This window comes from Streptomyces albidicamelliae (assembly GCF_025642175.1).
Lineage (GTDB): Bacteria > Actinomycetota > Actinomycetes > Streptomycetales > Streptomycetaceae > Streptomyces > Streptomyces albidocamelliae.
Genome location: NZ_CP106795.1, coordinates 5943379 through 5968268, shown reverse-complemented (window position 1 = coordinate 5968268; position 24890 = coordinate 5943379). Strand labels below are relative to the sequence as shown.

The window sequence follows — 24890 nt, the reverse complement described above, 5'->3', positions numbered from 1 at the left end:
TCGTGGTGCCCTTTCGGGAGGGAGAGGGGTCGGCCTGGTCGGGGCCGGGTCTTCACACCCGGCGGCAGCCGCTGTCCGTGCCGCCCGGCTCGCGCCGGGCGCGACGGCTGCTACCGGTCCCCGAAGATCGTGCGGTGCCAGTCCTTGCGGGCCTGTGCGGTGTTGTCGAACATTACGTGCTTGACCTGCGTGTACTCCTCGAACGAGTACGCCGACATGTCCTTGCCGAAGCCGGACGCCTTGTAGCCGCCGTGCGGCATCTCGCTGATGATCGGGATGTGGTCGTTGACCCAGACGCATCCGGCCTTGATCTCGCGGGTGGCCCGGTTCGCCCGGTAGACGTTGCTGCTCCACGCGGAGGCGGCGAGGCCGTACGGAGTGTCGTTGGCCAGCCCGATGCCCTCATCATCACTGTCGAAAGGCAGGACGACCAGTACAGGGCCGAAGATCTCCGACTGGACGATCTCGCTGTCCTGCGCGGCGTCGGCGATCAGGGTGGGCCGGTAGTAGGCGCCGGCCGCGAGGTCGCCCTCGGGTGCCTCACCGCCGGTCACCACGCGCGCGTAGGCCCGCGCACGCTCCACGAATCCGGCGACCCGGTCCCGCTGGACGTGCGAGATGAGCGGTCCGAGGTCGGTGCCGGGGGCGAAGGGGTCCCCGAGCCGTACGGTCTCCATCAGAGCGGCCGTCCGCTCGACGAAGGCCTCGTACAGCGGGCGCTGCACGTACGCGCGCGTGGCCGCCGTGCAGTCCTGCCCGGTGTTGATGAGCGCACCGGCCACGGCCCCGTGGACGGCGGCCTCCAGGTCGGCGTCGTCGAAGACGACGAAGGGGGCCTTGCCGCCCAGCTCCAGGTGCAGCCGCTTGACGGTGGCGGTGGCGACCTCGGCGACGCGCTTGCCGACCGCGGTGGACCCGGTGAAGGAGGTCATGACGACGTCGGGGTGCCCGACGAGGTGCTCGCCGGCCTCCCTGCCGGTCCCGGTGACGATGTTGACGACACCGTCGGGGATGCCCGCGTCCGTCGCGGCCTGGGCGAAGAGCAGCGAGGTGAGCGGCGTAAGCTCGGCTGGCTTCAGCACGATGGTGTTGCCCGCGGCGATCGCCGGGAGGATCTTCCAGGCGGCCATCTGGAGCGGGTAGTTCCACGGCGCGATCGACCCGACGACCCCGATGGCCTCGCGCCGTACGTACGACGTGTGGTCGCCGGAGTACTCACCGGCGGACTGCCCCTGCAGGTGCCGGGCGGCGCCCGCGAAGAACGCGGTGTTGTCGACGGTTCCCGGCACGTCGAACTCGCGGGTGAGCTTCAGCGGCTTGCCGCACTGCAGGGACTCGGCGCGGGCGAAGTCCTCGGCGCGGTCGGCGAGCACGGCGGCGAACCGGTGCAGCGCGTCGGAGCGCTCGCCCGGGGTGGCACCGGACCAGCCGGGGAAGGCCGCGCGTGCGGCGGCCACGGCCTCGTCGACGTCGTCGGGGCCGGCCAGCTCGTAGGTGTACACCTCCTCGCCGATGGCGGGGTCGACCACGGTGTGGGTGCGGCCCGAGGTGCCCTTGGTCAGCCGGCCGGCGATGAACTGCGCGCCGTCGGCGAAACGGTCCTGTGCGGGAAATCGTTCCGGGGTGACGCTGCCCGGGTTGTGCATGTCGCTCTCCTCCGCCGTTCGCCCCGTCCCGGGGGGTGGGTGGCGTAGCTCCAGCTCGATTTGAGTGCCGATCCTGACAGAGCAAGTGCACTCCAACAAGTGATTCCGTTGTTGCCTTTTGGTTACGCGACGGAATCTGTCGACCAGGTGTCGAGTCGGAAAGGAAAAGGACGGACGGAGTGTCAGTGGTACGTGCCACACTCGCATGCATGGGGAAGATCGACGGGGTGGACGCCCTGATCAGGGAGGTCCGGGCGGGGGCGCGGATCAGGTACCTGCACTTCTGGGGGCACCGGCCGCGGCCGGACGGCAGGATCGGCGCGAGCTGTCTGAGTCAGTGGTGGCCGTCACCCTTCGTGGTGGACGGCGTGCACTACGCGACGGCCGAGCACTGGATGATGGCGGCCAAGGCCCGGCTGTTCGGGGACGCGGAGGCGGAGCGCCGGGTGCTGGCCGCCACGCATCCCGCGGAGGCCAAGAAGGCCGGGCGGCTGGTCCGCGACTTCGACGACGCGGCGTGGCAGCGGGAGCGCTTCCGGATCGTGGTCGAGGGCAGCGTGCACAAGTTCGCGGCCGACGACGCCCTCCGTATGTACCTGCTGGGCACCGGCGACCGGGTCCTGGTGGAGGCGAGTCCCGTGGACCGCATCTGGGGCATCGGCCTCCCGGCCGACGACGAGGCGGCCTACGACCCGCAGCGCTGGCGCGGCCCGAACCTGCTGGGCTTCGCCCTGATGGAGGCGCGGGAGAGACTGGCGGGCGCGGGGGCCTGAGGCGGGGCCGCGGCCGCGGGGCCGTCCGTCCCGGCTCGGCGTGGACTTGGTGCGGACTCGGCGTGGATGTGGCCGGGTGGCCCCTGACACGCGAGGGGGGCGGGCCCCGGCGCGGGGCTGCCCGTCCCGGCTCGGCGTGGCTTGGTGTGGACACGGCGCGAATGTGGCCCCTGACTTAAGGGGGCGTACCCCTGCGCCCGTCTGCCCGTCCCGGCTCGACGTCGACTCGGCGCGGATCCGGACCCTGATCGCGGGCCCGGCGTCGGCGGGGGCAGGATCCCGGGCGTCGGGCAAACGTCGGGGTCCGTCCCGTCCGCGGGGTCCCCGTAGGGCGCCTCGACGGCGGTGCCGGCCCGGGCCTCCGCCGCGGCCCGGCTCGGGGGACGTCCGCGCGTCCCCGCCCCGGCCGCCCGCTCAGACGGCGAACGCGAGGATGAAGGCGAACAGTCCTAGGACGAGGACGATGCCGGCGGCTCCGCAGATGATGCCGGCCAGGGCCACGCCCGGGTTGGTCGCCTCGCCCCGGTTGGCCTTACCGCGGCCGATCGCGCCGAAGATGATCGCCAGGACACCCAGCACCAGGGCCACCGGCCAGAGAAGGAAGCCGACCGACGCCAGGATGCCCAGCACCAGCGAGGCCGTGCCCATGCCGTCGCTCGGGGGCGCCTGCATACCGGGCCAGCCGTAGCCGTTCGGGGCCGGGTAGGGGCCGCCGTAGGGAGGCTGGGGCTGGGGCTGCCCCGGGTAGCCGTATCCGGCGGGCCCGCCCGGATACCCGTACGGCACCTGTCCGGGGCCGTCGGGGGCGATGGGCGGCGGAGGTACCGATCCCGCTTCCCCGTGCGGCGCGGCGGGCGCCGGCGGGGCGAAGGGATTACCGGTCGCCGCCGGGGCCGGCGGCGCGAAGGGGTTCGCCGGGGCGGCGGGCGGCGGATACGAAGCGGCGGCCGAGGGAGCCGAGGAGACCGTCTGGGCCGGCGGGGCGAAAGGGTTCGCCGGGGCGGCGGGCGGCGGATACGAGTCGGCGGCCGAGGGAGCGGACCGGGCCGGCGAGGCGAAGGGATTCCGCGGAGGCTCGGGGGCCTGGGGCGCGGACGGACCCGCCGGGGAGGCAGGGTGACCGGCCTGGGGCGCGACGGGTACGGCCGGCGATGCGTACGGGTTCGCCGGGGCCGCGGACGGGTCTGCCGTGGGAGCCGCGTACGGATGCGCCGGGGGCGTGTACCCGTTGTCCGGCGCTGCGTACGGGTTGTCCCGGGGTGCCGCCGGGCCCGCCGGATTGGCCCATGACGCGGGCGGAGGCGCGGCACCGGCGGGGTTCCCCGGCGCGCCCGGCACCGATATGAGCGTCTGCTGGTCGTGCACGGATCCGGGGGCCGGGGCGGATCCCGGACGCCCCGCCGCGAAGGAGCCCTGCTGTCCCGCGGCCGCCGAGCCGTACTCAGGTGCGGCCGGCCGGTCCGCGGGTGGCACGGAGTCCCGCACGTCGCCGGCGGCCGGGGCCGAGTCCCGCACCGGTGCCGAGGCACCGGCCTCCTTGCCCAGGGAAACCCGAGGCGGCACCGGCCCCGCTCCGGTGGGCTGCTCCGGTGGCGTGGACTGCGGCACCTCGTCGGACATGGTGGAAGACCCCTTTGGTGGACGTCCCGTCCGTGCAGGACGTCCCGTCATGCTACGGGCCGCCGGGGCCGGTCGCTGGCCGGGGCCTACGATGATCCCGCGTCATCGATCAGCCGATCACCGCGCCGCGACGGATCTCGCTCCGCAGGCGCCTGCCCCGGGGAGGACCCCATGACCGACAGCAGCTCCGTGCCCGCGGCCGGCACACCCGACCGCGATCTGCGCACCTTCATCGCGGGACTGCCGAAGGCCGAACTGCACGTGCACCACGTCGGCTCCGCCTCCCCCCGCATCGTCTCGGAACTGGCCGCCCGCCACCCCGACTCCAAGGTGCCCACCGATCCCGAGGCCCTGGTCGACTACTTCACCTTCACCGACTTCGCGCACTTCATCGAGGTGTACCTGTCGGTCGTCGACCTCATCCGCACCCCGGAGGACGTCCGGCTGCTCACCTACGAGGTGGCCCGCGACCTGGCCCGTCAGCAGGTGCGGTACGCCGAGCTGACCATCACCCCCTTCTCCTCCACCCGGCGCGGGATCGAGGAGACCGCCTTCATGGCCGCGATCGAGGACGCCCGCAAGGCGGCCGAGGCCGAGTTCGGGACCGTACTGCGCTGGTGCTTCGACATTCCCGGCGAGGCCGGCCTGGAGTCGGCGGAGGAGACCGCGCGGCTCGCCACCGACGACCGGATCCGCCCCGAGGGCCTGGTGTCGTTCGGCCTCGGCGGACCCGAGATCGGTGTGCCCCGGCCGCAGTTCAAGCCGTACTTCGACCGGGCCATCGCCGCGGGCCTGCACTCCGTGCCGCACGCCGGTGAGACGACCGGCCCGGAGACGGTGTGGGACGCGCTGCGGGAGCTGGGTGCCGAGCGCATCGGACACGGCACCAGCTCCGCGCAGGATCCGGCGCTGCTCGCCCATCTCGCCGAGCACCGCATCCCGCTGGAGGTCTGCCCGACCTCCAACATCGCGACCCGGGCGGTCCGCACCCTCGACGAGCACCCGATCAAGGAGTTCACCCGGGCCGGGGTGCTGGTCACGATCAACTCGGACGATCCGCCGATGTTCGGCACCGACCTCAACAACGAGTACGCGGTGGCCGCCCGCCTTCTCGAGCTGGACGAGCGCGGCCTCGCCGACCTCGCCAAGAACGCCGTGGAGGCGTCCTTCTTCGACGCGCAGGGCAAGGCGCGGATCGCGGCCGAGATCGACGCGTACACCGCGGCCTGGCTCGCCCCCTGACCGGGGCCGCACGGCACCCACCACAATGGGGGCCATGCAGACCGTGACCGCCGTGGCCCACCGCGGCGACCCCTACCGCTTCCGCGAGAACACGATTCCTTCGCTGCGGTCCGCGCTCGACCAGGGCGCGGACGCGGTGGAGGTCGACGTACGACTCACTCGTGACGGTGTGCCCGTGCTGCTGCACGACGCGACGCTGGAGCGGCTGTGGCGGCACGACCGGCCGCTGCGCGCGCTGTCCGCCGAGGAGGTGCGCGGACTCACGGCGGGCGGTGTGCCGACGCTGGCGGAGGCGCTGGCCGCGACCGGGGACAGCCGGATGATGCTGGACCTGTGCGGGCGGGTCGACCGCCGGATCGCGGACCGGGTGGCGGACGTGGTCCGGCAGACCGGATCGCGGGACCGGGTCTACTACTGCGCGGGCGCCGAGGCGATGCTCGCCGTCCGTGCCGCGGACCCGGGTGCGGAGATCGCCCTGACCTGGACGAGCCTCGCGCCGCCACGGGCCGCGGTCCTGGACGCGGTTCGCCCGCGCTGGCTCAACTACCGCTTCTCCCTGGTGGACCGGGAGCTGGCGGCCCGGGTCCACCACGGCGGCCACCTGCTGTCCGTGTGGACCCCGGACACCCGTCGCGCCATGCGCCGCCTGCTGGACCTGGGTGTCGACTCGATCACCACGAACCGGATCGACGCGCTGGAGACGCTGCGCGGCGGCGGCTGACGGGACGGCACGGCCCTGCCGGGCCCGGCCGCGGATCTAGCCGACGGCCGGGGCGGGCAGGGCCGTCGGCGCGCCGAGCGCCTCCAGCCGCTTGATCTTCTTCCGTACGACGTACAGCGGGACGACGCCGAAGATCCCGAAGGACATGTCGATCAGGGTCCACCAGAAGGGGATCCCCCGGACCGGTCCGCACACGAGGGCGAGCGGGACGATCCCGGCGCAGGCGATCATCCCGAACTCGATCACCCATATGTTGCGGACCGGGTCGCGGTACGGGCCGTAGAAGGCGACCGCGATGACGAGGTGGGCGAAGGCGAGCCAGTCCGTGCCGTACAGCACGAACGGGTACTCGGCGTCGACCGTGTCGAGCCCGTCCCGCACCCGGGAGATCCACTCCATGAGCCCGGGCAGGAGGTCGGGCACGGCCAGCGCCCGCAGGAGGCCCTCGGTCCAGCGCAGTTCGTGCACCAGGGGGAAGGCGGTGGCCCCGCTGAGGACGAGACACACCACGAAGATGACCAGCCAGACGCGAATGCCCTTGAGCAGGGCGGCTCTGTCGCTCATGACACCAGCGTACGCCCATATTTGAACACGTTCAAAACCCGCCCGAGTGGAAGCCGACTCGCCGGAGGTGCCGAAGAGACGACCGGCATCGTGTCGAAGCCGTCGGCCCGTGACCTGGTGCATGCGGACCTGGCCTCGTGCGGATGGGCGGGGTCCGCGCACCGCCTGGAGGGTGTCGCCGGGCAGTTGGAACGCGCGCGGACCGGTGAGGTCGACCACCTGGCCGTCTGCCCCGCGACCGACATCCCGGTGGCGAAGGGTGGCGTCGACTACCAGGCCAAGGACGGGGTCGGCACTTTGTGGCAGCCGGCGGTCCACCCGGCGTTCAGTCAGAGCCCCACGATCCCGTTCCACCGCTTCGCGAAGTCCACCCGCTCCTCGGACGTGATGTCGCGCGCGACGGCCAGGCGGGACCGCATGTCGGTGTCGGGGAAGATCAGGGTGTTGTCGGCGAGGGCCGCCGTGTCCTTGTCCTTGTCGGCGGCCAGGATCTCGCGGGCCGCCGGGACCGGGCAGACGTAGTTGACCCAGGCGGCGAGCCGTGCGGCGACCGCGGGGTCGTAGTAGTAGTCGATCAGGCGCTCGGCGTTGGCCTTGTGCCGGGCCCGGTCGGGGATCATCAGGGAGTCCGCCCACAGCTCGCCGCCCTCCTCGGGCACGACGAAGTGGATGTCGGGGTTGTCCGCCTGGAGCTGGATGACGTCGCCGGAGTACGCCTGGCAGGCCAGCACGTCCCCGCTGACCAGGTCCTTGGTGTAGTCGTTGCCGGTGAATCGGCGGATCTGGCCGCCGTGGACCTCCCGTTCCACCTGGTCGCAGACCCGGTGGAAGTCGTCCGCGGTCCACCGGGTGATGTCCACCCCGTTGCCCTGCATGAGCAGCGCGAACGCCTCGTCCAGGCCGGACAGCAGGGTCACCCGCCCCTTGAGGTCGCTCGCCCAGAGATCCTTCACGTGCCGTATCTCGCGGCCGAGCTTGCGGCGGTCGTAGGCGATGCCGGTGATGCCGGACTGCCACGGCACGGTGAACCGGCGGCCCTTGTCGAAGGCCGGCGAACGCAGCAACGGGTCCAGGTGTGCCGCCACGTTCGGCTGGGCCGCGCGGTCCATCTCCTGCACCCAGCCCAGGTGGACGAAGCGCGCGCACATCCAGTCGCTGGTGACGATCAGGTCCCGGCCCGTCGGCTGGTGGTTCATCAGCGCGGGGCTGATCTTGCCGAAGAACTCGTCGTTGTCGTTGATCTCCTCGACGTAGTCCACGGAGATCCCGGTGCGCTTCTCGAACGCCTCCAGGGTGGGCCGCCGGTTCGGGTCGTCGTCGTCCGTGTCGATGTACAGCGGCCAGTTCGCCCACTTCAGCTTCTTGTCGGCCGCGGACTCGTCGGCCACGGCCCGGTCACCGGGCCCGACGTAGGCGGCGGGGACCCCGCAGCCGGTCAGGGCACCGAGCGCGGCGGTACCGCCGAGCGCGGCCAGAAGGGAACGGCGGGACAGCGCGGAGGTACGGGAGGAAGTCTGGGGCACCCGGGAAGCATGCCGCTCCGCTCGGTGGACGGGCAATCGACGCAGCGTCGAGCGGGACGGGCCCTGTCCGACACCCTGTCGATCACCGCGCCGGGCCGGGCGGGAACAAAGCTCCGCGGCGAGCAACAGGCCCCGGAAGCAGAACGCACACCGCCCCGGCGAGGAGCGGAGCCCGCCACAGGGCACACCCGACCCCGCCATCCAGCGGAGCCCTCCCCGCCCCCCGGACGGGAAACGCGCGGCCCCCGGACGGGGAGGTGTCCCGTCCGGGGGCCGTGGCCGGCGCGGTTCCGCTCGAACCGCGGCAGGTCTACTCGCCGAGCGACGTCATGACGTGCTTGATCCGCGTGTAGTCCTCGAAGCCGTACGCCGACAGGTCCTTGCCGTAGCCGGACTTCTTGAAGCCGCCGTGGGGCATCTCGGCGACCAGCGGGATGTGGGTGTTGATCCACACGCAGCCGAAGTCGAGCTTCTTGGACATGCGCATCGCGCGGGAGTGGTCCTTGGTCCACACCGAGGACGCGAGGGCGTACTCGACGCCGTTCGCCCACTCGACGGCCTGCTCCTCGTCCGAGAAGGACTGGACGGTGATGACCGGGCCGAAGACCTCGTTCTGGATGATCTCGTCGTCCTGCTTGAGGCCGGAGACGACGGTCGGGGCGTAGAAGTAGCCCTTGTCGCCGACCCGCTGGCCGCCCGTCTCGACCTTGGCGTGAGCCGGCAGGCGGTCGATGAAGCCGGTGACCTGCTTGAGCTGGTTGGGGTTGTTCAGCGGGCCGTAGAGCACGTCCTCGTCGTCCGGCTGCCCGGTCTTCGTCTCGGCGGCGGCCTTGGCGAGCGCGGCCACGAACTCGTCGTGGATGGACTCCTGGACGAGGACGCGGGTCGCGGCCGTGCAGTCCTGGCCGGCGTTGAAGAAGCCCGCCACCGAGATGTCCTCGACGGCCTTGGCGATGTCGGTGTCCTCGAACACGACGACCGGGGCCTTGCCGCCCAGCTCCAGGTGGACGCGCTTGACGTCCTTGGAGGCGGACTCGGCCACGGACATGCCCGCGCGGACGGAGCCGGTGATGGAGGCCATCGCCGGGGTCGGGTGCTCGACCATCGCGCGGCCGGTGTCGCGGTCGCCGCAGACGACGTTGAAGACGCCCTTGGGGAGGATCGAGCCGATGATGTCGGCGATCATGACGGTCGACGCGGGGGTCGTGTCCGACGGCTTCAGGACGACGGTGTTGCCCGCGGCGATGGCCGGGGCGAACTTCCACACGGCCATCATCATCGGGTAGTTCCACGGCGCGACCTGCGCGCAGACGCCGACCGGCTCACGGCGGATGATCGAGGTCATCCCCTCCATGTACTCGCCGGCCGAGCGGCCCTCCAGCAGCCGGGCCGCACCCGCGAAGAAGCGGATCTGGTCGACCATCGGCGGGATCTCCTCGGAGCGGGTCAGCCCGGTCGGCTTGCCCGTGTTCTCCACCTCGGCCGCGATCAAGTCCTCGGCGCGCTCCTCGAACGCGTCCGCGATCTTCAGGAGGGCCTTCTGGCGCTCGGCGGGCGTCGTGTCGCGCCAGGCCGGGAAGGCGCGGGCGGCGGCCTCCATGGCGGCGTCGACGTCCGCCTGTGCGGACAGCGGCGCGGTCGCGTACGCCTCGCCCGTCGCGGGGTTGACCACCTCGGTGGTCCGTCCGTCGGCGGCGTCCCGGAACTCACCGTCGATGTAGTTGCGCAGACGACGCAGCTCGGTGCTCACTGCCGGCCTCCTGATCTGGTTCGAGGGTTCGAGCTGTCCAGCGCGGTCAGCCGGTCCGGCTGTCCGATCACTGAGACACCCCACCCTAATCCGCCGACCCACGTTTTCAACACCCCCGTCGCCACTCCTTCTGCGAAATCCGCAAGACGGAGAGTCCCAAACAACGAATTTCATCGCTACGGCCTTGCAAAACTGTCGAGACGTCGTGCAGAGTGAGGTCGTGGCCAGTCGAAGCGCAGACCAGAGGGACTCGTCCCGCGAGTCCAGGAACGGCACTCCCCAGCTGGATGCCGTCTCCCTCGCCATCATTCAGCAGCTCCAGGAGGACGGCCGGCGGCCGTACGCCGCGATCGGCAAGGCGGTCGGCCTGTCCGAGGCCGCCGTGCGCCAGCGCGTCCAGAAGCTGCTGGACCAGGGCGTGATGCAGATCGTCGCCGTCACGGACCCCCTCACCGTGGGCTTCCGCAGGCAGGCGATGGTCGGCGTCAACGTCGAGGGCGATGTCGAGTCCATCGCGGACGCGCTGACCGGCATGTCGGAAGTCGAGTACGTGGTGATGGCCGCGGGCTCGTTCGACATCCTCGCCGAGATCGTCTGCGAGGACGACGACCACCTGCTGGACGTCATCAACAAACGCATCCGGGCGCTGCCCGGAGTGCGCTCCACCGAGAGCTTCGTCTACCTCAAGCTCAAGAAGCAGACCTACATGTGGGGAACCCGATAACCGTGAGTTCAAAGGACCTCAGCAAGACCGCGTACGACCACCTGTGGATGCACTTCACCCGCATGTCCTCGTACGAGAACTCCCCCGTCCCGACCATCGTCCGGGGTGAGGGCACCTACATCTACGACGACAAGGGCAAGCGCTACCTCGACGGTCTCGCGGGCCTGTTCGTGGTCCAGGCCGGACACGGCCGCACGGAGCTCGCCGAGACCGCCCTCAAGCAGGCCCAGGAACTCGCCTTCTTCCCGGTGTGGTCCTACGCCCACCCCAAGGCCGTCGAGCTGGCCGAGCGCCTCGCGAACGAGGCCCCGGGCGACCTGAACAAGGTCTTCTTCACCACGGGCGGCGGCGAGGCGGTCGAGACCGCCTGGAAGCTCGCCAAGCAGTACTTCAAGCTGGTCGGCAAGCCCACCAAGTACAAGGTCATCTCGCGTGCGGTCGCCTACCACGGCACCCCGCAGGGCGCCCTGTCCATCACCGGCCTGCCGGGCCTGAAGGCCCCCTTCGAGCCGCTGGTGCCGGGCGCGCACAAGGTGCCGAACACCAACATCTACCGCGCGCCGATCTTCGGTGACGACCCGGAGGCCTTCGGCCGCTGGGCCGCCGACCAGATCGAGCAGCAGATCCTCTTCGAGGGCCCGGACACGGTCGCCGCGGTCTTCCTGGAGCCCGTGCAGAACGCCGGCGGCTGCTTCCCGCCCCCGCCCGGCTACTTCCAGCGCGTGCGCGAGATCTGCGACCAGTACGACGTACTGCTGGTCTCGGACGAGGTCATCTGCGCCTTCGGCCGCCTGGGCACGACGTTCGCCTGTGACAAGTTCGGCTACGTCCCGGACATGATCACCTGCGCCAAGGGCATGACCTCGGGCTACTCCCCGATCGGCGCCTGCGTCGTCTCGGACCGGCTCGCCGAGCCGTTCTACAAGGGCGACAACACCTTCCTGCACGGCTACACCTTCGGTGGTCACCCGGTGTCCGCCGCGGTGGGTCTCGCCAACCTCGACCTGTTCGAGCGCGAGGGCCTCAACCAGCACGTGCTCGACAACGAGGGCGCCTTCCTGCAGACCCTGCAGAAGCTGCACGACCTGCCGATCGTCGGCGACGTCCGCGGCAACGGCTTCTTCTACGGCATCGAGCTGGTGAAGGACAAGCACACCAAGGAGTCCTTCAACGACGAGGAGACCGAGCGCGTCCTGTACGGCTTCCTCTCCAAGGCGCTGTTCGACAACGGCCTCTACTGCCGTGCCGACGACCGCGGCGACCCGGTCATCCAGCTCGCCCCGCCGCTGATCTCCAACCAGGAGACCTTCGACGAGATCGAGCAGATCCTGCGCGCGACGCTGACGGAGGCGTGGACCAAGCTCTGATCCACATCCGTCCGATCAGCTGATCAACACCGGCCCCGGTGCCACCCGTTCGAGTGAGAACGGCGGCCCGGGGCCGTGTGCTGTCCGGCCTCCCTGGTAGGGCTGCCTAGCGTTCCAGTGACCGATCGGCCCAGCCTTCGTTCCCCCGCACGGGGGAACGGGCACGGGAAAACGGATCAGAACCGAGGTGTAACGCCCATGGAGGCCCCGCCGGACAACGACGTGCTCTGGGCACGCTCCCTGCACTTCACCCACCCCGACGGCTCCCCCGGACTCGCCGGTGTCTCGCTCGGCGTCCGGGAGGGCGAGATCCTCGCCGTCAGCGGCCCGCGCGGCAGCGGCAAGACCACCCTGCTGCGCTGTCTGTCCGGCCAGGTGCCGGTGCGGCGCGGCGAGGTCTGGTTCAACAGCGCGCCCGTGCACACCCTGGGCCCGATCGCCCGGGAGCGGCTGCGCCGGGACCGATTCGGCTGGATCGACCCCGAGCCGGTCCTGGTGCCCGAGCTGAACGTGTGGGAGAACGCCGCGCTCCCGCTGATGCTGCGCGGTGCCGGCCGCCGGCGGGCCAAGGTGGCCGCGCTGGAGTGGCTGGAGCGCCTGGACGTCGGCGACCGGGTCCGCAACCGCCCGCACGAGCTGCGGCACGCCGAACGCCAGCGCGTCGCCATCGCCCGCGCGCTCGCCCCCGCCCCCACGGTCCTCTTCGCCGACGAGCCGACCGCGCCGCTGCACCGCGCCGACCGGGGCCACGTCCTGCGCACCCTGACCGCGGCGGCCCGCTCGCACGGCATCACCGTGGTCCTGGCCACGCACGACGCGGAGACGGCCGCCCTGGCCGACCGTACGGTCGCGCTGCTGGACGGCCGCAGCGTCCGTACCGTGCACCTGCCCGAGGCCGCCGGCACGGAAGGCCGGGCGGCGTGCTCGCTCTCCGTCTGACCCGCGCCGCCCGCCCCGCCGTACAGCTGCGCCGCCTGCTGGTGGCCGCCGCCTCGGCGGGCACCGGCTTCCTCCTGCTGTCCTGCCTCGGCTACGCCCTGGACCGCCCGGAGGCGGCGGGAGGCGGCGCGCTGCGCCTGGCCTGGTGCGCGGTGCCGCTCGCCGCCACCGTGTACCTCGCCCTCGCGGTGGCCCGCACCGACCCCGGCACCCGGCCGCGCCCGGGGCTCTCCGCCGTCGGCCTCGGCCCGGCCCGTCTGATGGCGATCTCGGCGCTGACCACGGCCCTGTCCTGCACGGTCGGCTCGCTCCTTGCGCTGCTGTTCTTCCTGCATCTGCGCGGCGACCTGAGGGGCCTGCCCTTCGACGGCGCCGCGGCGGACTTCCTCGCCGCCGGCCGGCCCCTCCCCGTCCCGGCGGCCCTGACCCTGCTGGCCCTGGCCCCCGCGGCCGCCTCGGCCACGGTCGCCCTCGTCTTCCGCCCGACGGACCCCCGCCCGGCTCCCCGGAGTGCGCTGCGGCTCGGAGGCTTCGGGGCGCACGGCCGCGCGGCGGCGAAGGACACGTTCGGGTCGTACGGCAGGTTCGGGACCGGCACCCGGACACGGACGGCCGGCACCGGGCCGGACGCGGCCGAGGCGCACAGCGAGGGCGGCCGTGCCACCGGGGCGGCGCAGACCCCGCGCGAGCACAGCCGGACGTCGGCGCTGGTGGGTGCGGACGGCACCGTCTCCGCGCCGGAGGCCACCCTGCCGGCGCCGGGCGCCGCGGCGGACGCCGAGCCCGCGGGCCAGGACACCGGCCCGGACGCCGCCGAGGCCGCACCCTCCGCGGTCACCGTCCCCGCGCCCGTCGGCAAGGTCCCCGCGGATCTGCCCTGGGGCATCGCCCTGCTCGCCGCCGGCCTGACCGTCCACGCGTACGCCGGCCGGTCCGGTCACGCCCCGTCCCTCACCACCCTGCCCGGCGAGGCCGTCACGGTGCTGCTCGGCTGGCTGCTGACGACCGTCGGTTTCGTCCTCGCCGCCCCCGGCCTCACCCACCTCTGCGGTCTGCTCCTGCAGTGCGCGCGCCCCGGTGCGCTCCGGCTGCTCGCCGGCCGCGTCCTGATGTCCGAGGCCGGCCGGATCGGCCGTCCTCTCGGCGTGGTCTGCGCGGTGGCGTCGGCCGGCTACGCCATGACCCTGTACTCGGGCTCGGCGCCCTCCTTCGGTCCGCTGACCGCCCTCGGCGCGCTCCTCGTCGCCGGCTGCACGGTCGCGACCCTGCTCACCGCGGCCGTCGAGGCCCGCCAGTGCCGCGCGGACACCATCGCGGCGCTGCTCCGGCTCGGCGCGCCCGCCACCATGCTGCGCGGCGCGGCCGCCCTGCGCGTGGCCGCCCTGCTGGCCCTGTTCGGCCCGCTCACCGCGATGATCGCCGCCCTGGCGGCACTCCCGGCGGCCCGCTGACCGGCACGGCCCGGAAAGAAGGCCGCCGGCCGCCGATGAGTTCGGCCCGGGCCGCCGGTCTACCCACCGACCGCGAGCACCGCGGCCGGAACACCCCGACGGGAGACGCCTCCATGTACCAGCAGATGATCTTCGTGAACCTGCCCGTGAACGACCTCGACGCCTCGAAGAAGTTCTTCACGGAGCTGGGCTACTCGATCAATCCGCAGTTCAGCGACGAGAAGGCGGCCTCGGTGGTGATCAGCGACACCATCGTCGCGATGCTGCTCACCAAGCCGTTCTACTCGACCTTCACCAAGAAGGAGATCGCCGACGCGACGACGACCAGCGAGGTGCTGATCTGTCTGAGCGCCGAGAGCCGCGAGAAGGTCGACGAGCTGGTCGACCGGGCCATCGCGGTCGGCGGCACCGCGAGCGGCGAGACCCAGGACCACGGCTTCATGTACGGCCGGTCCTTCGACGACCCCGACGGTCACACCTGGGAGGTCGTGTGGATGGACCCGGCCGCGATCCAGGGCTGACCCTCCCCCGTCCCAACAGCCGTGCCAGCATGGGCGGGTGCATCCGACACCCGCCCAGCCGCACCGCGCCGCCCCGGACCGCGAGATAGAGTCGCTCGCCGAGTTCGACGAGGTGGTCGCCGCGCACGGCTCACTCGCCCGGTTCCGCATACAGGCGGTCGACCTGACCGCCCGCACCGCCGACCTCCTCCGCCTGGACACCGACGGCGCCGTCTTCCTCGGCTGCCCGATGAGCCCCGAGGCCGCCGCCCGGGTCCGCTCGTCCGGCGCCCTGGTCTTCCCGCCCGTCCCGGGCCTCCCCTTCGATCCGTACCGCGGCTTCGTCTACTCGCCCGATGAACTCTTCGAGTCCCTGGCGGAGGGCTACGAGGCGACGCCGGACGCGCGGGCCTACGCCTGGTTCCAGCGGACGAAGGCCGACGGTGACGTCTTCTCCTCCATGCTGCGCGCCGTCCACGACGACGCCGTCTCCGACGCGCTGGACGAACTCCTCGTCGGCGCCCGGGTGGTGGGCGTCATGGGCGGTCACGCGATGGAACGCGGGACCGCCGCGTACGCCGGTGCCGCGCGGCTCGGCCGCGAGCTGACACGGGCCGGTTACACCGTCGCCACGGGCGGCGGACCGGGCGCGATGGAGGCCGCCAACCTCGGCGCGTACGCCGCCCCCTTCGCCGACCGCATGCTCGACGAGGCCCTGCGACTGCTCGCCAAGGCGCCCTCGTTCCGGCCGTCCGTCACGGACTGGGCGCGGTCCGCCTTCGAGGTACGCGAACGCTGGCCCGGCGGCGGGGAGTCGGTGGGCATCCCCACCTGGTTCTACGGCCACGAGCCGCCGAACGCCTTCGCCTCGCACCTCGCCAAGTACTTCGCCAACGCGACCCGCGAGGACGGACTCCTGGCCCGCTCCAACGCCGGTGTGGTCTTCCTGCCGGGCGCCGCCGGGACCGTACAGGAGATCTTCGACAACGCGACCCCGAACTACTACGAGTCGCGCGGGGAGCCGACTCCGATGGTGCTCGTCGACGAGGCGCACTGGACGACGGAGTTGCCGGCATGGGGGTTGCTGCAGTCGCTGGCGCGGGGCCGTTCGATGGAGTCCCGTATCGCCCTCGTTGACCGGATCGAGCACGCCGCGGACGCCGTCAAACGTCTGGGCAGTTAATAAGACGGCAAAGCCAACGGTTGTTGACGGCATATGCATTGACACTGCTTACGGAGCGCTTATAGACCTGTGAGCCTCTTGGGGGTGCTGGGGCCTCACCTCATCCGTCGCCCCAACACCCTGTAAACCCCCCGCAGTTATGCTCTGTAAAGGACAAACGTGTCCATAACTCGCCGCAGCGTACGCCGTTCCGTGCGCATCCTGGGTGTTGCGTCCGCCTCCGCCGCGGTGGTGCTGGGTCTGTCCAGCTCCGCTCTCGCGTGCAACATCCGTGACTTCAAGGCCGAAGCCAAGTGCGACGGCGAAAAGGGCCTCATCGTCGTCACCGACACCGACGCCTCCCGCGTCAAGGCCACCGTCACCGTCTTCCTCAAGGGTGACGGCGGCGTCGAGACCAAGGTGGGCGAGCAGGAGGTCATCGGCTCGAAGGAGGGGACCCAGGTCACCTTCCCGGAGAACTGGAAGCCCGACGCGACCTACCGCGTCCACATCACGGCCGGGAAGATCGTCGACGAGGACATCAAGCCCGACCTGGTGACCCAGTCGACCGCTTGCAAGACCGAGGAGAGCGAGTCTCCGACGCCGACGGCCCCCACCACGCCGTCGCCGTCCGAGTCCACCCCGGCCGAGTCGGCGACGCCGGCCCCGGCGGAGTCCGAGTCGAGCTCCGCCCCGGCGGGCACGTCGAGCAACGCGCCGTCCCCGGCGGCCGGTGACTCCAACCTCGCCGAGACCGGTGCCAACTCCAACACCGGCCTGATCGCCGGTGTCGCGGGCGCCCTCGTCGTCGTCGGCGGTGGCGCGGTCTTCTTCGGCATGCGCCGCCGTGGGACGCGCGGCAACGGCTGACGCACTCCCGCACGGCACCGCGGCCCGTCCTCCTATCCCCAGGGGGCGGGCCGCGGTCATGTCCGGCGGAAGCGGGTCCGGGCCGTGAATCGGCCGGGCGTCCCGCCGGTCAGTCGAGTACGACGATCTCCGCGGCGTCGAACTCCACGCCGACCCGGTCCCCGGCCTCCGGCGCGTCCCGGAGCGCGCAGGCCGCCTCCAGACGGGGCCCGTCCTGGGGCTGGAGGTGGACCGCCACATGGGTGCCCCGGAAGGTGCGGGCGGTCACCGTGCAGGGCAGGCCCGCGTCGGACGCCACCAGCCGTACCCCGGCGGGCCGGACGAGGACCGTGCGATTCCCCTGCGGTGAGCCCTCGGGGACCGGCACCTTGCCCCAGGGGCTGTCGGCGGCCGAGCCGACGACGGTCGCCGGGGCCACGTTGTCGAAGCCGAGGAAGCGGGCCACGAACGCGTCGGCGGGCCGCTGCCACACCTCCAGGGGCGTCCCGGACTGCGCGATCCGCCCGTCCCGCATCACCACCACCCGGTCGGCCAGCGCGAACGCCTCCCCCTGGTCGTGGGTGACGGCCAGCACGGTCGTCCCCAGCCGGCCGAACAGCTCACGCAACTCGACGACCAGCCGTTCCCGCAGGGACCGGTCGAGCTGGCCGAGCGGCTCGTCCAGCAGGAGGATCCGGGGCCGGGGCGCGAGCGCCCGGGCGAGGGCCACCCGCTGCTGCTCCCCGCCGGACAGCCCGGCCACCGCCCGCCGGGCCGCCCCCGGCAGCCCGACCAGCTCCAGCAACTGGCCCACCTCGGCGTCCCGTTCACGCTTGGCGACCCCGTGCATACGCAGCCCGAAGGCCACGTTCGCGCCGACGTCCCGCTGCGGGAAGAGCTGGTGGTCCTGGAACATCAGGCCGACCCCGCGCCGGTGCGCGGGCGTGCGCGTCCGGTCGCGGCCGTCCAGCAGCACCCGCCCGGCGTGCAGCGGCTGGAGCCCGGCCACCGCCCGCAGCAGCGTCGACTTGCCACTGCCGCTGGGCCCGAGCACACACACCACCTCGTGCTCGGCGACGTCGAGGCCGACCGCGTCGAGCACGGCCCGCTCGCCGAAGCGCACGGTCGCGGCGTCGAGGCTCAGCAGCATCAGAACTCCCCCGTCCGGTCGGTGCGCAGCCGCTCCAGCACCAGCAGCGCGGCGGCGCACACCACCATCAGAATGGTCGAAAGGGCCATCGCCTGGCCGTAGTTGAGCTCTCCGGGACGGCTCAGCAGCCGGGCCACGGCGACCGGGAGCGTCGGGTTGTCGGGACGCGCGATGAACACGGTCGCGCCGAACTCGCCGAGCGACACGGCGAACGCGAAGCCGGCCGCGACCAGCAGCGCCCGCCGCACCATCGGCAGGTCCACCTCGCGCCACGCCCGCCAGGGGGACGCGCCGAGCACGGCCGCCGCCTCCCGCAGCCGGCCGTCCACCGCGCGCAGCACGGGCAGCATGGTCCGTACGACGAAGGGGGCGCCCACCAGCGCCTGGGCCAGCGGCACCAGGATCCAGGACTGGCGCAGATCCAGCGGCGGCCTGTCGAGCGCGATCAGGAAGCCGAAGCCGACGGTCACGGCGGACACGCCGAGCGGCAGCATCAGCAGCGCGTCGAAACCCCGTACCAGCCGTCCCGCGTCCCGGCGGGCCAGCGCGGCGGCGGCGAGGCCGCCGATCACCACGGCGATGGCGGTGGCGGCGAGGGCGTACTCGAGCGAGGTCCACACGGCCCGCACGGGCGCCACCAGGAACGTACCGCCGTCGGCGTCGGTCAGGGCCCGGTAGTAGCCGAGGCCCCAGCCGTCGAGGGAACGCCGGACGAGTACGGCGAGCGGCAGGAGCAGCAGCACCGCGACGGAGGCGAGGACCCCGGCGAGCAGCGCCCACTGCGCGAAGCCGCGCGGCCGGCGGGCGGTCGTCTTCGGGTCGACGAGCCGCAGGGCGGTCTCCCGCCGCCGTACGGTCCAGGCGTGCACGGCGAGGATCGCGCCGACCGCGGCGAACTGGACGAGGGTGAGGACGGCGGCCGTGGACAGGTCGAAGACCTCGGAGGTCTGCCGGTAGATCTCCACTTCGAGGGTGGAGAAGGCCGGCCCGCCGAGGATCTGCACGACACCGAAGGAGGTGAAGGTGAACAGGAACACCATCAGGGCGGCGGCGGCCACGGCGGGCGCGAGCGCGGGCAGGGTGACCTTGCGCCAGGCCGTCAGCGGTGAGGCGCCCAGCATCCGGGCGGCCTCCTCCTGACGGGGGTCGAGCTGGGACCAGAGCCCGCCGACCGTGCGGACGACGACCGCGTAGTTGAAGAAGACGTGGGCCAGCAGGATCGCCCACACCGTGGTGTCCAGCCGTACCCCCCACAGCTCGTCCAGCAGCCCGTGGCGCCCGACCAGCGCCAGGAAGGCGCTGCCGACGACGACGGTGGGCAGCACGAACGGCACCGTGACGACGGCCCGCAGCAGCTGTTTGCCCGGGAAGTCGAGGCGGGCGAATACATGGGCGGCGGGCAGCGCGAGCAGCAGGGTGAGCGCGGTGGAGGCGAGCGCCTGCCAGGTGGTGAACCACAGCACGTGCCGGATGTCCGGCTGGGTGACCACGTCCACGAGCCGCCCGAACCGCCAGGCGCCGTCCGCCTTCAGCCCGCGCGTGACGATGGCGGCCACGGGCCAGGCGAAGAACAGCGCGAAGAACGCGACGGGCAGGGCCATCAGGCCGAGCCGCGCCGCGCTCCCCCGCCGGGACACGGCTACCTCAGTACGAGCGACGTCCACGACTTGACCCACTGGTCGCGGTTGGCGGCGATCTTCCCGGGCGCCATCGTCTCGGGGTGCTCGGCGGCCGGGCCGTACTCGGTGAACTCGGCGGGGATCCGTGCTCCCCGCGCCACCGGGTAGACGTACATGTTCAGCGGCATGTCCTCCTGGAACTCCTTGGAGACCAGGAAGTCGATGAACGCCTTGCCGCCCTTGGTGTTCCGCGCGTTGTCGAGCAGCCCGGCGAACTCGATCTGCCGGAAGCAGGTGCCGGTGGCGACGCCGGTCGGGGCGGTGCCGGGCCGCTTCTTGGCGTAGAGCACCTCGGCGGGCGGCGAGGAGGCGTACGACACCACGAGCGGACGGTCACCGCCGGCCTTCCTGCCGCCGGTGGAGCCGGAGAACTCCTGGGAGTAGGCCTGCTCCCAGCCGTCGACCACCTTGACGCCGTTGGCCTTGAGCTTCTTCCAGTAGTCCGGCCAGCCCTGGTCGCCGTACTCGGCGGCGCTGCCGAGCAGGAAGCCGAGGCCGGGCGAGGAGGTGGCCGCGTTCTCGGTGACGAGGAGGTCTTTGTACGCGGGCTCGGCGAGGTCCGCGAAGGTCCGCGGCGGGGCCAGCTTGTGCTTGTCGAACCAGGCCTTGTCGTAGTTGACGCAGATGTCGCCGTAGTCGACGGGCGTGACCCGGTGCTTGTCCTTGTCCAGCTGGTACGCGGCGCCGACCTTGTCGAGGCCCTTGGCCGCGTAGGGCTGGAACAGCCCGTTGTCGAGGGCACGGGAGAGCAGGGTGTTGTCGACGCCGAAGAAGACGTCGCCCTGCGGGTGGTCCTTGGTCAGGATGGCCTTGTTGACGGCCTGGCCGGCGTCGCCGTCCTCGAGGACCCTGAGCTTGTAGCCGGACTGCTTCTCGAAGTCCCGCTGCACCTTCTTGGAGACGGCCCACGAGTCGTGGCTGACCAGGGTGACGGTCTTGGAGTCACCGGACGACGTGCTCTCGCCGGAACCGCACGCGGACAGGCCGATCAGGCCGAGCCCGACGGCCACGGCCACGAAGGTCTTGTGGTGCACTGGATGTCCTCCTGGGGGTTGGCCAGGAAGAGACGCGGCCCCGCCCGGGTCCCGCGGAGGGGGCCCGGGCAGGGCGCAACAGCTTGAGTGAAAGACCGAACTTCCTACCCAGAATGACCTGGGCGAGGTTCAGAGGGTCTGCGGCCCGGTTGCCGCACTCTCAGCGCTGTGGCGCTCCCCTGTCGGAATATGAGGTTGTCGGACGTGGCCAGATTACCGCTCGGTCGCCGCGAGCTGACCGCAGGCTCCGTCGATCTCCTGGCCACGGGTGTCCCGGATCGTGACCGGTACCCCGTGCGCGGCGATGGCCTCGACGAACGCCTTCTCGTCCTCCGGCCGGGAGGCGGTCCACTTGGAACCGGGCGTCGGGTTGAGCGGGATCAGGTTGACGTGCACCGGCTTGCCCTTGAGCAGCCGGCCCAGCCGGTCGCCGCGCCAGGCCTGGTCGTTGATGTCCCGGATCAGCGCGTACTCGATCGACAGCCGGCGGCCGCTCTTCTCGACGTAGTCGAACCCGGCGTCCAGCACCTCGCGCACCTTCCACCGCGTGTTCACGGGGACGAGGGTGTCGCGCAGCTCGTCGTCGGGGGCGTGCAGGGAGATCGCGAGCCGGCACTTGAAGCCCTCGTCGGCGAACCGGTGGATGGCCGGCACCAGCCCGACGGTGGAGACGGTGATACCGCGCTGGGACAGACCGAGCCCGTCCGGGGCGGGATCGGTGAGCGCGCGGATGGCGCCCACGACCCGCTTGTAGTTGGCGAGCGGCTCGCCCATCCCCATGAAGACGATGTTGGACAGCCGCGCCGGACCGCCGGGCACCTCGCCGTCGCGCAGCGCCCGCATGCCGTCCACGATCTGGTGGACGATCTCGGCGGTGGACAGGTTCCGGTCGAGGCCGGCCTGGCCGGTGGCGCAGAACGGGCAGTTCATCCCGCATCCGGCCTGCGAGCTGATGCACATGGTGACCCGGTCGGGGTACCGCATCAGCACGGACTCCACGAGCGTCCCGTCGAACAGCCGCCACAGCGTCTTGCGCGTGGTCCCCTGGTCGGTCGACAGATGCCGTACGACGGTCATCAGCTCCGGGAACAGCGCCTCCTGCAGCTTGCCGCGCGCCCCGGCGGGGATGTCGGTCCACTGCTCGGGGTCGTGCGCGTACCGCGCGAAGTAGTGCTGCGAGAGCTGCTTGGCACGGAACGGCTTCTCCCCGATCTCGGCCACCGCGTCCTTGCGCTCGGCGGGCGAGAGATCGGCGAGATGCCGCGGCGGCTTCTTGGCTCCACGCGGCGCGACAAAGATGAGTTCTCCGGGCTTCGGCATAACCCTTCCAGTGTCGCAGATCAACTCGGGGAGCCCAGGCCAGAGCGGGGTGGGGGTAGTCACCTGCGGGCGCCGAGTGTCAGCGTTGGTCGACCTCGGACGGCCGAGGGACGGCCCAGGACTCGGTCATCCCGTACCGGTCGCGTCCAGGCCACGGCGCATCCGCCCGTCACTCCACGTGCACGGGAGCGACCCAGTGGATGGCGTGGATGCCGTTCTTGGCATCAGCCGTGAAGAACACACAGACCAGCCTGGTGGAAGCTCCCAGCTCCTCGAACGCTTCGCGCAGCCCCAAGTACTCCTCGGTGGCCAAGTCCTCGTCGACGTCGAACGGGCCTTCCGGAGGCTGCGGACCGTGCGCCCGGAACAGCCGGTGCCGAGTGGGCGACGCATTGGCCGGCAGCCGGGCCCGGTCCAGGGGCCTCGGCCTGTCCGCGTATCGGAACGGGAAGAGTGCGTGATCGTTGATCACCGCATATTCGTACCCGCGCACGTCCCGCACGGCTTCCCCCAGTTCCCGCGCCGCCTCCGCCGGATTCTCGCGGACCAGCCCCGCAAGGGCGACACCGTACGGACTCCGCTTCTTCAGCCCCGCAGCAAGGTGCGCGGCATGAGCCTTCCCGTGCGCCTTGGCCAGCTGCACCGGGACCGCAACGGCAAGCGCGCCGGCGTGCCGCCCGAATCGTTCGACGGCCCAGGCCGACGGCCCCACCGGATGGCCACCCAACACCGACACGCAGTGCCCCCTCCCCCAGGTCCCGCCTTTGAACTGTTTGACACGTGCACGAAGGGCACACAAGGGGGCGATCCGGCCAGGACATGGCGGCACACTCACTTTTCAGAACAGCCACAACTGATCACCGGCGGCCGTAACCTGCGTCCGCCTAATCGATCAACGCCCTGACCAGCTGTCGGCAGCTGTCGATGTTGGTCATCACAGAGCGCTCTTCCGCGGCCCCAGGACGGCCCGGGAGGGCGCTCGTGCGCGAGCACCGCCCTAGGAGTTCGATCCGAGCGCAGACCCGCTGCTGCCGACGACTGATGCGACGCCCGGACGCAGCCGCTGGTGTACGCCCCCGTCCGACGTCGTTGATGTCAGCAGTGGATGTCAGACACGGGGTTTTGCGGGGCGGGTGACAGCGCGGCGCGGGCGGCGGAGAGCACCTGCCCGGACAGCGGGGAGTCCTTGGTGGCGCGGGCCAGGAGGAGGGCGCCGAGCATGGTGCACAGCCGGGCGATGCCGTCCTCGTCGTCGGTGGCGAGCCACTGGGTGAAGTCCTGTACCCCTTGGGCGTAGGCGCGGGTGGCTCCGCGGTCGCCACTGTCCCGGGCCATGTCGGTGGCGAGCGCCGCGACGGGGCAGCCCGAGGCGGGGTTGTCCCGGTGTCGGACGGACAGGTACCCGTCGATCAGGGACTGCTGGGCCTCGACACGGTGACCCTCGTGCTCTTCGAGTGTGGTGGCGCGGAACTCGGCCAGTTCGCCGAACGCGTGGGTGACCGCCTCGTCGATCAGGGCCTCCTTCGAGGCGAACTGCTTGTAGAAGCCGCCATGCGTCAGGCCGGCCGCCTTCATCAGATCCGCGACGCTCACGCCCACGCCCTGCTCGCGGAACAGCTGCGAGGCCCGTTCCACGACCCGCTGGCGGTTTGCCTGTGCCTGCGCCTGTGAGACGCGACCCATAGGGCACCTCCCTTTTGGATGCTGGATGACATCTATCGTACGGTCTTGTTTAGATTATTTACATCATCTATTTGGTGCGCCCCTTCCCCTCATCCAAGGGCCCGCCCCCTTCACGGGAGACACTTCATGTCCACTCGCCTCGGCCCGGCCGCCGAAGCCGACCTGCCCACCACCGCTGCCACCTCCTCCGCAACCGCGCCACCGGTCCGGCTCTGGCTCCAGCCGACCGTGATCGCCTTGGTCGTCGTGGCGGCCTTCATCGGCTGCTACGTCGGTCTCCAGCGCAACCCCCAGCCGCACCGGGTGCCGGTGGCCGTCGCCGGCCAGGAGCTTGCGGGCGAGATAAGCCAGGTCCTTGGTGACAGCGTCGACGTCCATCCCGTCGCCGACGCCGCCACGGGGCACGCTGAGGTCGAGCGCCGCGATGTCGTGGCCGCGCTCAGCGGCCGCGCGGCCTCCGACCGGTTGCGCCTGGAGGTCGGCGGGGCCAACGGGCAGTCGACCACGACGGCCGTCAAGAGCCTGATCAGTGCCTATGCCCACGGGTCGGGCCAACGCGTGACCACGGTGGATGTCGTCCCGTTCGTCCGTTTCGACTCTCGTGGACTGGCCGGGTTCTACTTGGCGTTCGGCGTCACGCTGGCCGGCTTCGTCCTCGCCCAGAACGTTCTGGGTCTGGCGAACCGTCTGCACCTGCAACACCGGTTCTGGCTGCTGTCCGGCGCCTCTGTGGCCATCGGCATCGTCGCCACCGTCATCGCCGGACCCATCCTCGGGGCGGTGCCCGCGCCGGTGATGCCGCTGGCCTTCGCCCTGACCCTGCTTGCCGGGGCAGCCGCGTTCACCACCAAGCTGCTGGGCACCTACCTCGGCCCGGTCGGCGTGCCCGTCGCCACCCTGTTGCTGCTCACCGTCGGCAACTCCACCAGCGGAGCGGCCATCGGCCCGGACCTCCTGCCCGCCGCCGCACACGCCGTCTCCGCCCTGCTGCCGCCGGGTGCGGCCGTCCGCGCCGTGACCGACCTGAGCTACTTCCACGGCGCGCAGGCGGTGCAGCCATTGGCCACCCTCGCGCTGTGGGCGCTGATCGCCGCCATCCTGGTGGGCCTGCGTCCCCGCCTGAGGCGGCGACGCACGCGGGTTGCCACCTGACCCCACGGTCGGGGTGAAGGTCGTGCCGCAGGCATGGCACT

General features: G+C 71.8%; 22 protein-coding genes and 1 pseudogene. 12 read left to right on the top strand and 11 right to left on the bottom strand.

Features of this window, described 5'->3' with window-relative positions; all coding sequences use genetic code 11:
- Positions 1–110 precede the first annotated feature (110 nt).
- Positions 111–1646 (bottom strand): gamma-aminobutyraldehyde dehydrogenase, encoded by a 1536-nt coding sequence (locus N8I86_RS27390; protein WP_263278928.1) that lies wholly within the window; start codon positions 1644–1646, stop codon positions 111–113.
- Positions 1647–1855: 209 nt separating this feature from the next.
- Between N8I86_RS27390 and N8I86_RS27385 the strand changes: the two genes are divergently transcribed.
- Entirely contained in the window at positions 1856–2419 is a 564-nt protein-coding gene (locus N8I86_RS27385; RefSeq protein ID WP_263278927.1) for an NADAR family protein, read from the top strand.
- 414 nt (positions 2420–2833) lie between these two features.
- Here N8I86_RS27385 and N8I86_RS27380 read toward each other — a convergent pair whose 3' ends face one another.
- A complete protein-coding gene (locus N8I86_RS27380) occupies positions 2834–4039 on the bottom strand; it encodes a DUF4190 domain-containing protein (RefSeq protein WP_263278926.1) in 1206 nt (401 codons plus the stop codon).
- A 75-nt stretch (positions 4040–4114) separates the two neighbouring features.
- Here N8I86_RS27380 and N8I86_RS27375 point away from each other — a divergent pair, with 75 nt between their 5' ends.
- Both N8I86_RS27375 and N8I86_RS27370 read left to right on the top strand, forming a co-directional pair.
- Positions 4115–5281 carry an adenosine deaminase gene (locus N8I86_RS27375; RefSeq protein ID WP_382987401.1) on the top strand — a complete coding sequence of 389 codons (1167 nt, stop codon included), beginning with the start codon at positions 4115–4117 and terminating at the stop codon, positions 5279–5281.
- Between the two features lie 34 nt (positions 5282–5315).
- Complete coding sequence (locus N8I86_RS27370; protein ID WP_073890452.1) at positions 5316–6002, top strand: glycerophosphodiester phosphodiesterase; 687 nt, start codon at positions 5316–5318, stop codon at positions 6000–6002.
- 36 nt (positions 6003–6038) lie between these two features.
- On the opposite strand, the gene N8I86_RS27365 is transcribed toward N8I86_RS27370, so the two are convergent.
- Entirely contained in the window at positions 6039–6566 is a 528-nt protein-coding gene (locus tag N8I86_RS27365) for a hypothetical protein (protein WP_263278925.1), read from the bottom strand.
- A 46-nt stretch (positions 6567–6612) separates the two neighbouring features.
- On the opposite strand from N8I86_RS27365, the pseudogene N8I86_RS27360 reads away from it, so the two are divergent.
- A pseudogene (locus tag N8I86_RS27360) lies at positions 6613–6890 on the top strand (GNAT family N-acetyltransferase); the annotation flags it as partial.
- 5 nt (positions 6891–6895) lie between these two features.
- On the opposite strand, the gene N8I86_RS27355 reads toward N8I86_RS27360, so the two are convergent.
- Together N8I86_RS27355 and N8I86_RS27350 are read right to left on the bottom strand one after the other, a co-directional pair.
- Positions 6896–8089: a polyamine ABC transporter substrate-binding protein gene (locus tag N8I86_RS27355; protein WP_073890075.1), complete on the bottom strand. Its 1194-nt coding sequence runs from the start codon at positions 8087–8089 to the stop codon at positions 6896–6898.
- Positions 8090–8399: 310 nt separating this feature from the next.
- Positions 8400–9839, bottom strand: coding sequence for a gamma-aminobutyraldehyde dehydrogenase (locus N8I86_RS27350; protein WP_073890073.1), 1440 nt, complete (start codon positions 9837–9839; stop codon positions 8400–8402).
- A gap of 205 nt (positions 9840–10044) precedes the next feature.
- Here N8I86_RS27350 and N8I86_RS27345 point away from each other — a divergent pair, with 205 nt between their 5' ends.
- The 7 genes from N8I86_RS27345 (at position 10045) to N8I86_RS27315 (ending at position 16852) form a co-directional block, all read left to right on the top strand.
- Entirely contained in the window at positions 10045–10563 is a 519-nt protein-coding gene (locus N8I86_RS27345; RefSeq protein WP_073890070.1) for an Lrp/AsnC family transcriptional regulator, read from the top strand.
- Between the two features lie 2 nt (positions 10564–10565).
- Positions 10566–11930 (top strand): aspartate aminotransferase family protein, encoded by a 1365-nt coding sequence (locus N8I86_RS27340; protein WP_073890069.1) that lies wholly within the window; start codon positions 10566–10568, stop codon positions 11928–11930.
- A gap of 198 nt (positions 11931–12128) precedes the next feature.
- Positions 12129–12869: an ABC transporter ATP-binding protein gene (locus N8I86_RS27335; RefSeq protein WP_073890068.1), complete on the top strand. Its 741-nt coding sequence runs from the start codon at positions 12129–12131 to the stop codon at positions 12867–12869.
- Positions 12851–14320, top strand: a complete 1470-nt coding sequence (locus tag N8I86_RS27330) for a hypothetical protein (RefSeq protein ID WP_263278924.1) — start codon at positions 12851–12853, stop codon at positions 14318–14320. The genes N8I86_RS27335 and N8I86_RS27330 overlap by 19 nt, the downstream gene beginning before the upstream one ends.
- Positions 14321–14433: 113 nt before the next feature.
- Complete coding sequence (locus tag N8I86_RS27325; RefSeq protein ID WP_073890450.1) at positions 14434–14841, top strand: VOC family protein; 408 nt, start codon at positions 14434–14436, stop codon at positions 14839–14841.
- A gap of 37 nt (positions 14842–14878) precedes the next feature.
- Positions 14879–16003: an LOG family protein gene (locus N8I86_RS27320; protein WP_263278923.1), complete on the top strand. Its 1125-nt coding sequence runs from the start codon at positions 14879–14881 to the stop codon at positions 16001–16003.
- 159 nt (positions 16004–16162) lie between these two features.
- The gene (locus tag N8I86_RS27315) at positions 16163–16852 is read left to right on the top strand and encodes an LAETG motif-containing sortase-dependent surface protein (RefSeq protein ID WP_263278922.1); all 690 of its coding nucleotides are present in this window, start codon (positions 16163–16165) and stop codon (positions 16850–16852) included.
- A gap of 109 nt (positions 16853–16961) precedes the next feature.
- Here the strand turns inward: N8I86_RS27315 and N8I86_RS27310 are convergent, their stop codons facing one another.
- The 6 genes from N8I86_RS27310 to N8I86_RS27285 form a co-directional block, all read right to left on the bottom strand.
- Complete coding sequence (locus tag N8I86_RS27310; protein ID WP_073890062.1) at positions 16962–17981, bottom strand: ABC transporter ATP-binding protein; 1020 nt, start codon at positions 17979–17981, stop codon at positions 16962–16964.
- Positions 17981–19582: an ABC transporter permease gene (locus tag N8I86_RS27305; protein WP_073890448.1), complete on the bottom strand. Its 1602-nt coding sequence runs from the start codon at positions 19580–19582 to the stop codon at positions 17981–17983. Before N8I86_RS27305 ends, N8I86_RS27310 begins: the two co-directional genes overlap by 1 nt.
- A gap of 38 nt (positions 19583–19620) precedes the next feature.
- A complete protein-coding gene (locus N8I86_RS27300; RefSeq protein WP_263278921.1) occupies positions 19621–20694 on the bottom strand; it encodes a thiamine ABC transporter substrate-binding protein in 1074 nt (357 codons plus the stop codon).
- A 213-nt stretch (positions 20695–20907) separates the two neighbouring features.
- The gene (gene rlmN, locus N8I86_RS27295; RefSeq protein ID WP_073890059.1) at positions 20908–22014 is read right to left on the bottom strand and encodes a dual-specificity RNA methyltransferase RlmN; all 1107 of its coding nucleotides are present in this window, start codon (positions 22012–22014) and stop codon (positions 20908–20910) included.
- Positions 22015–22183: 169 nt separating this feature from the next.
- Positions 22184–22750 carry a hypothetical protein gene (locus N8I86_RS27290; protein WP_263278920.1) on the bottom strand — a complete coding sequence of 189 codons (567 nt, stop codon included), beginning with the start codon at positions 22748–22750 and terminating at the stop codon, positions 22184–22186.
- Between the two features lie 359 nt (positions 22751–23109).
- Positions 23110–23697 (bottom strand): TetR/AcrR family transcriptional regulator, encoded by a 588-nt coding sequence (locus N8I86_RS27285; RefSeq protein WP_263278919.1) that lies wholly within the window; start codon positions 23695–23697, stop codon positions 23110–23112.
- A gap of 126 nt (positions 23698–23823) precedes the next feature.
- On the opposite strand from N8I86_RS27285, the gene N8I86_RS27280 reads away from it, so the two are divergent.
- Positions 23824–24849 (top strand): hypothetical protein, encoded by a 1026-nt coding sequence (locus tag N8I86_RS27280; protein WP_263278918.1) that lies wholly within the window; start codon positions 23824–23826, stop codon positions 24847–24849.
- Positions 24850–24890 lie beyond the last annotated feature (41 nt).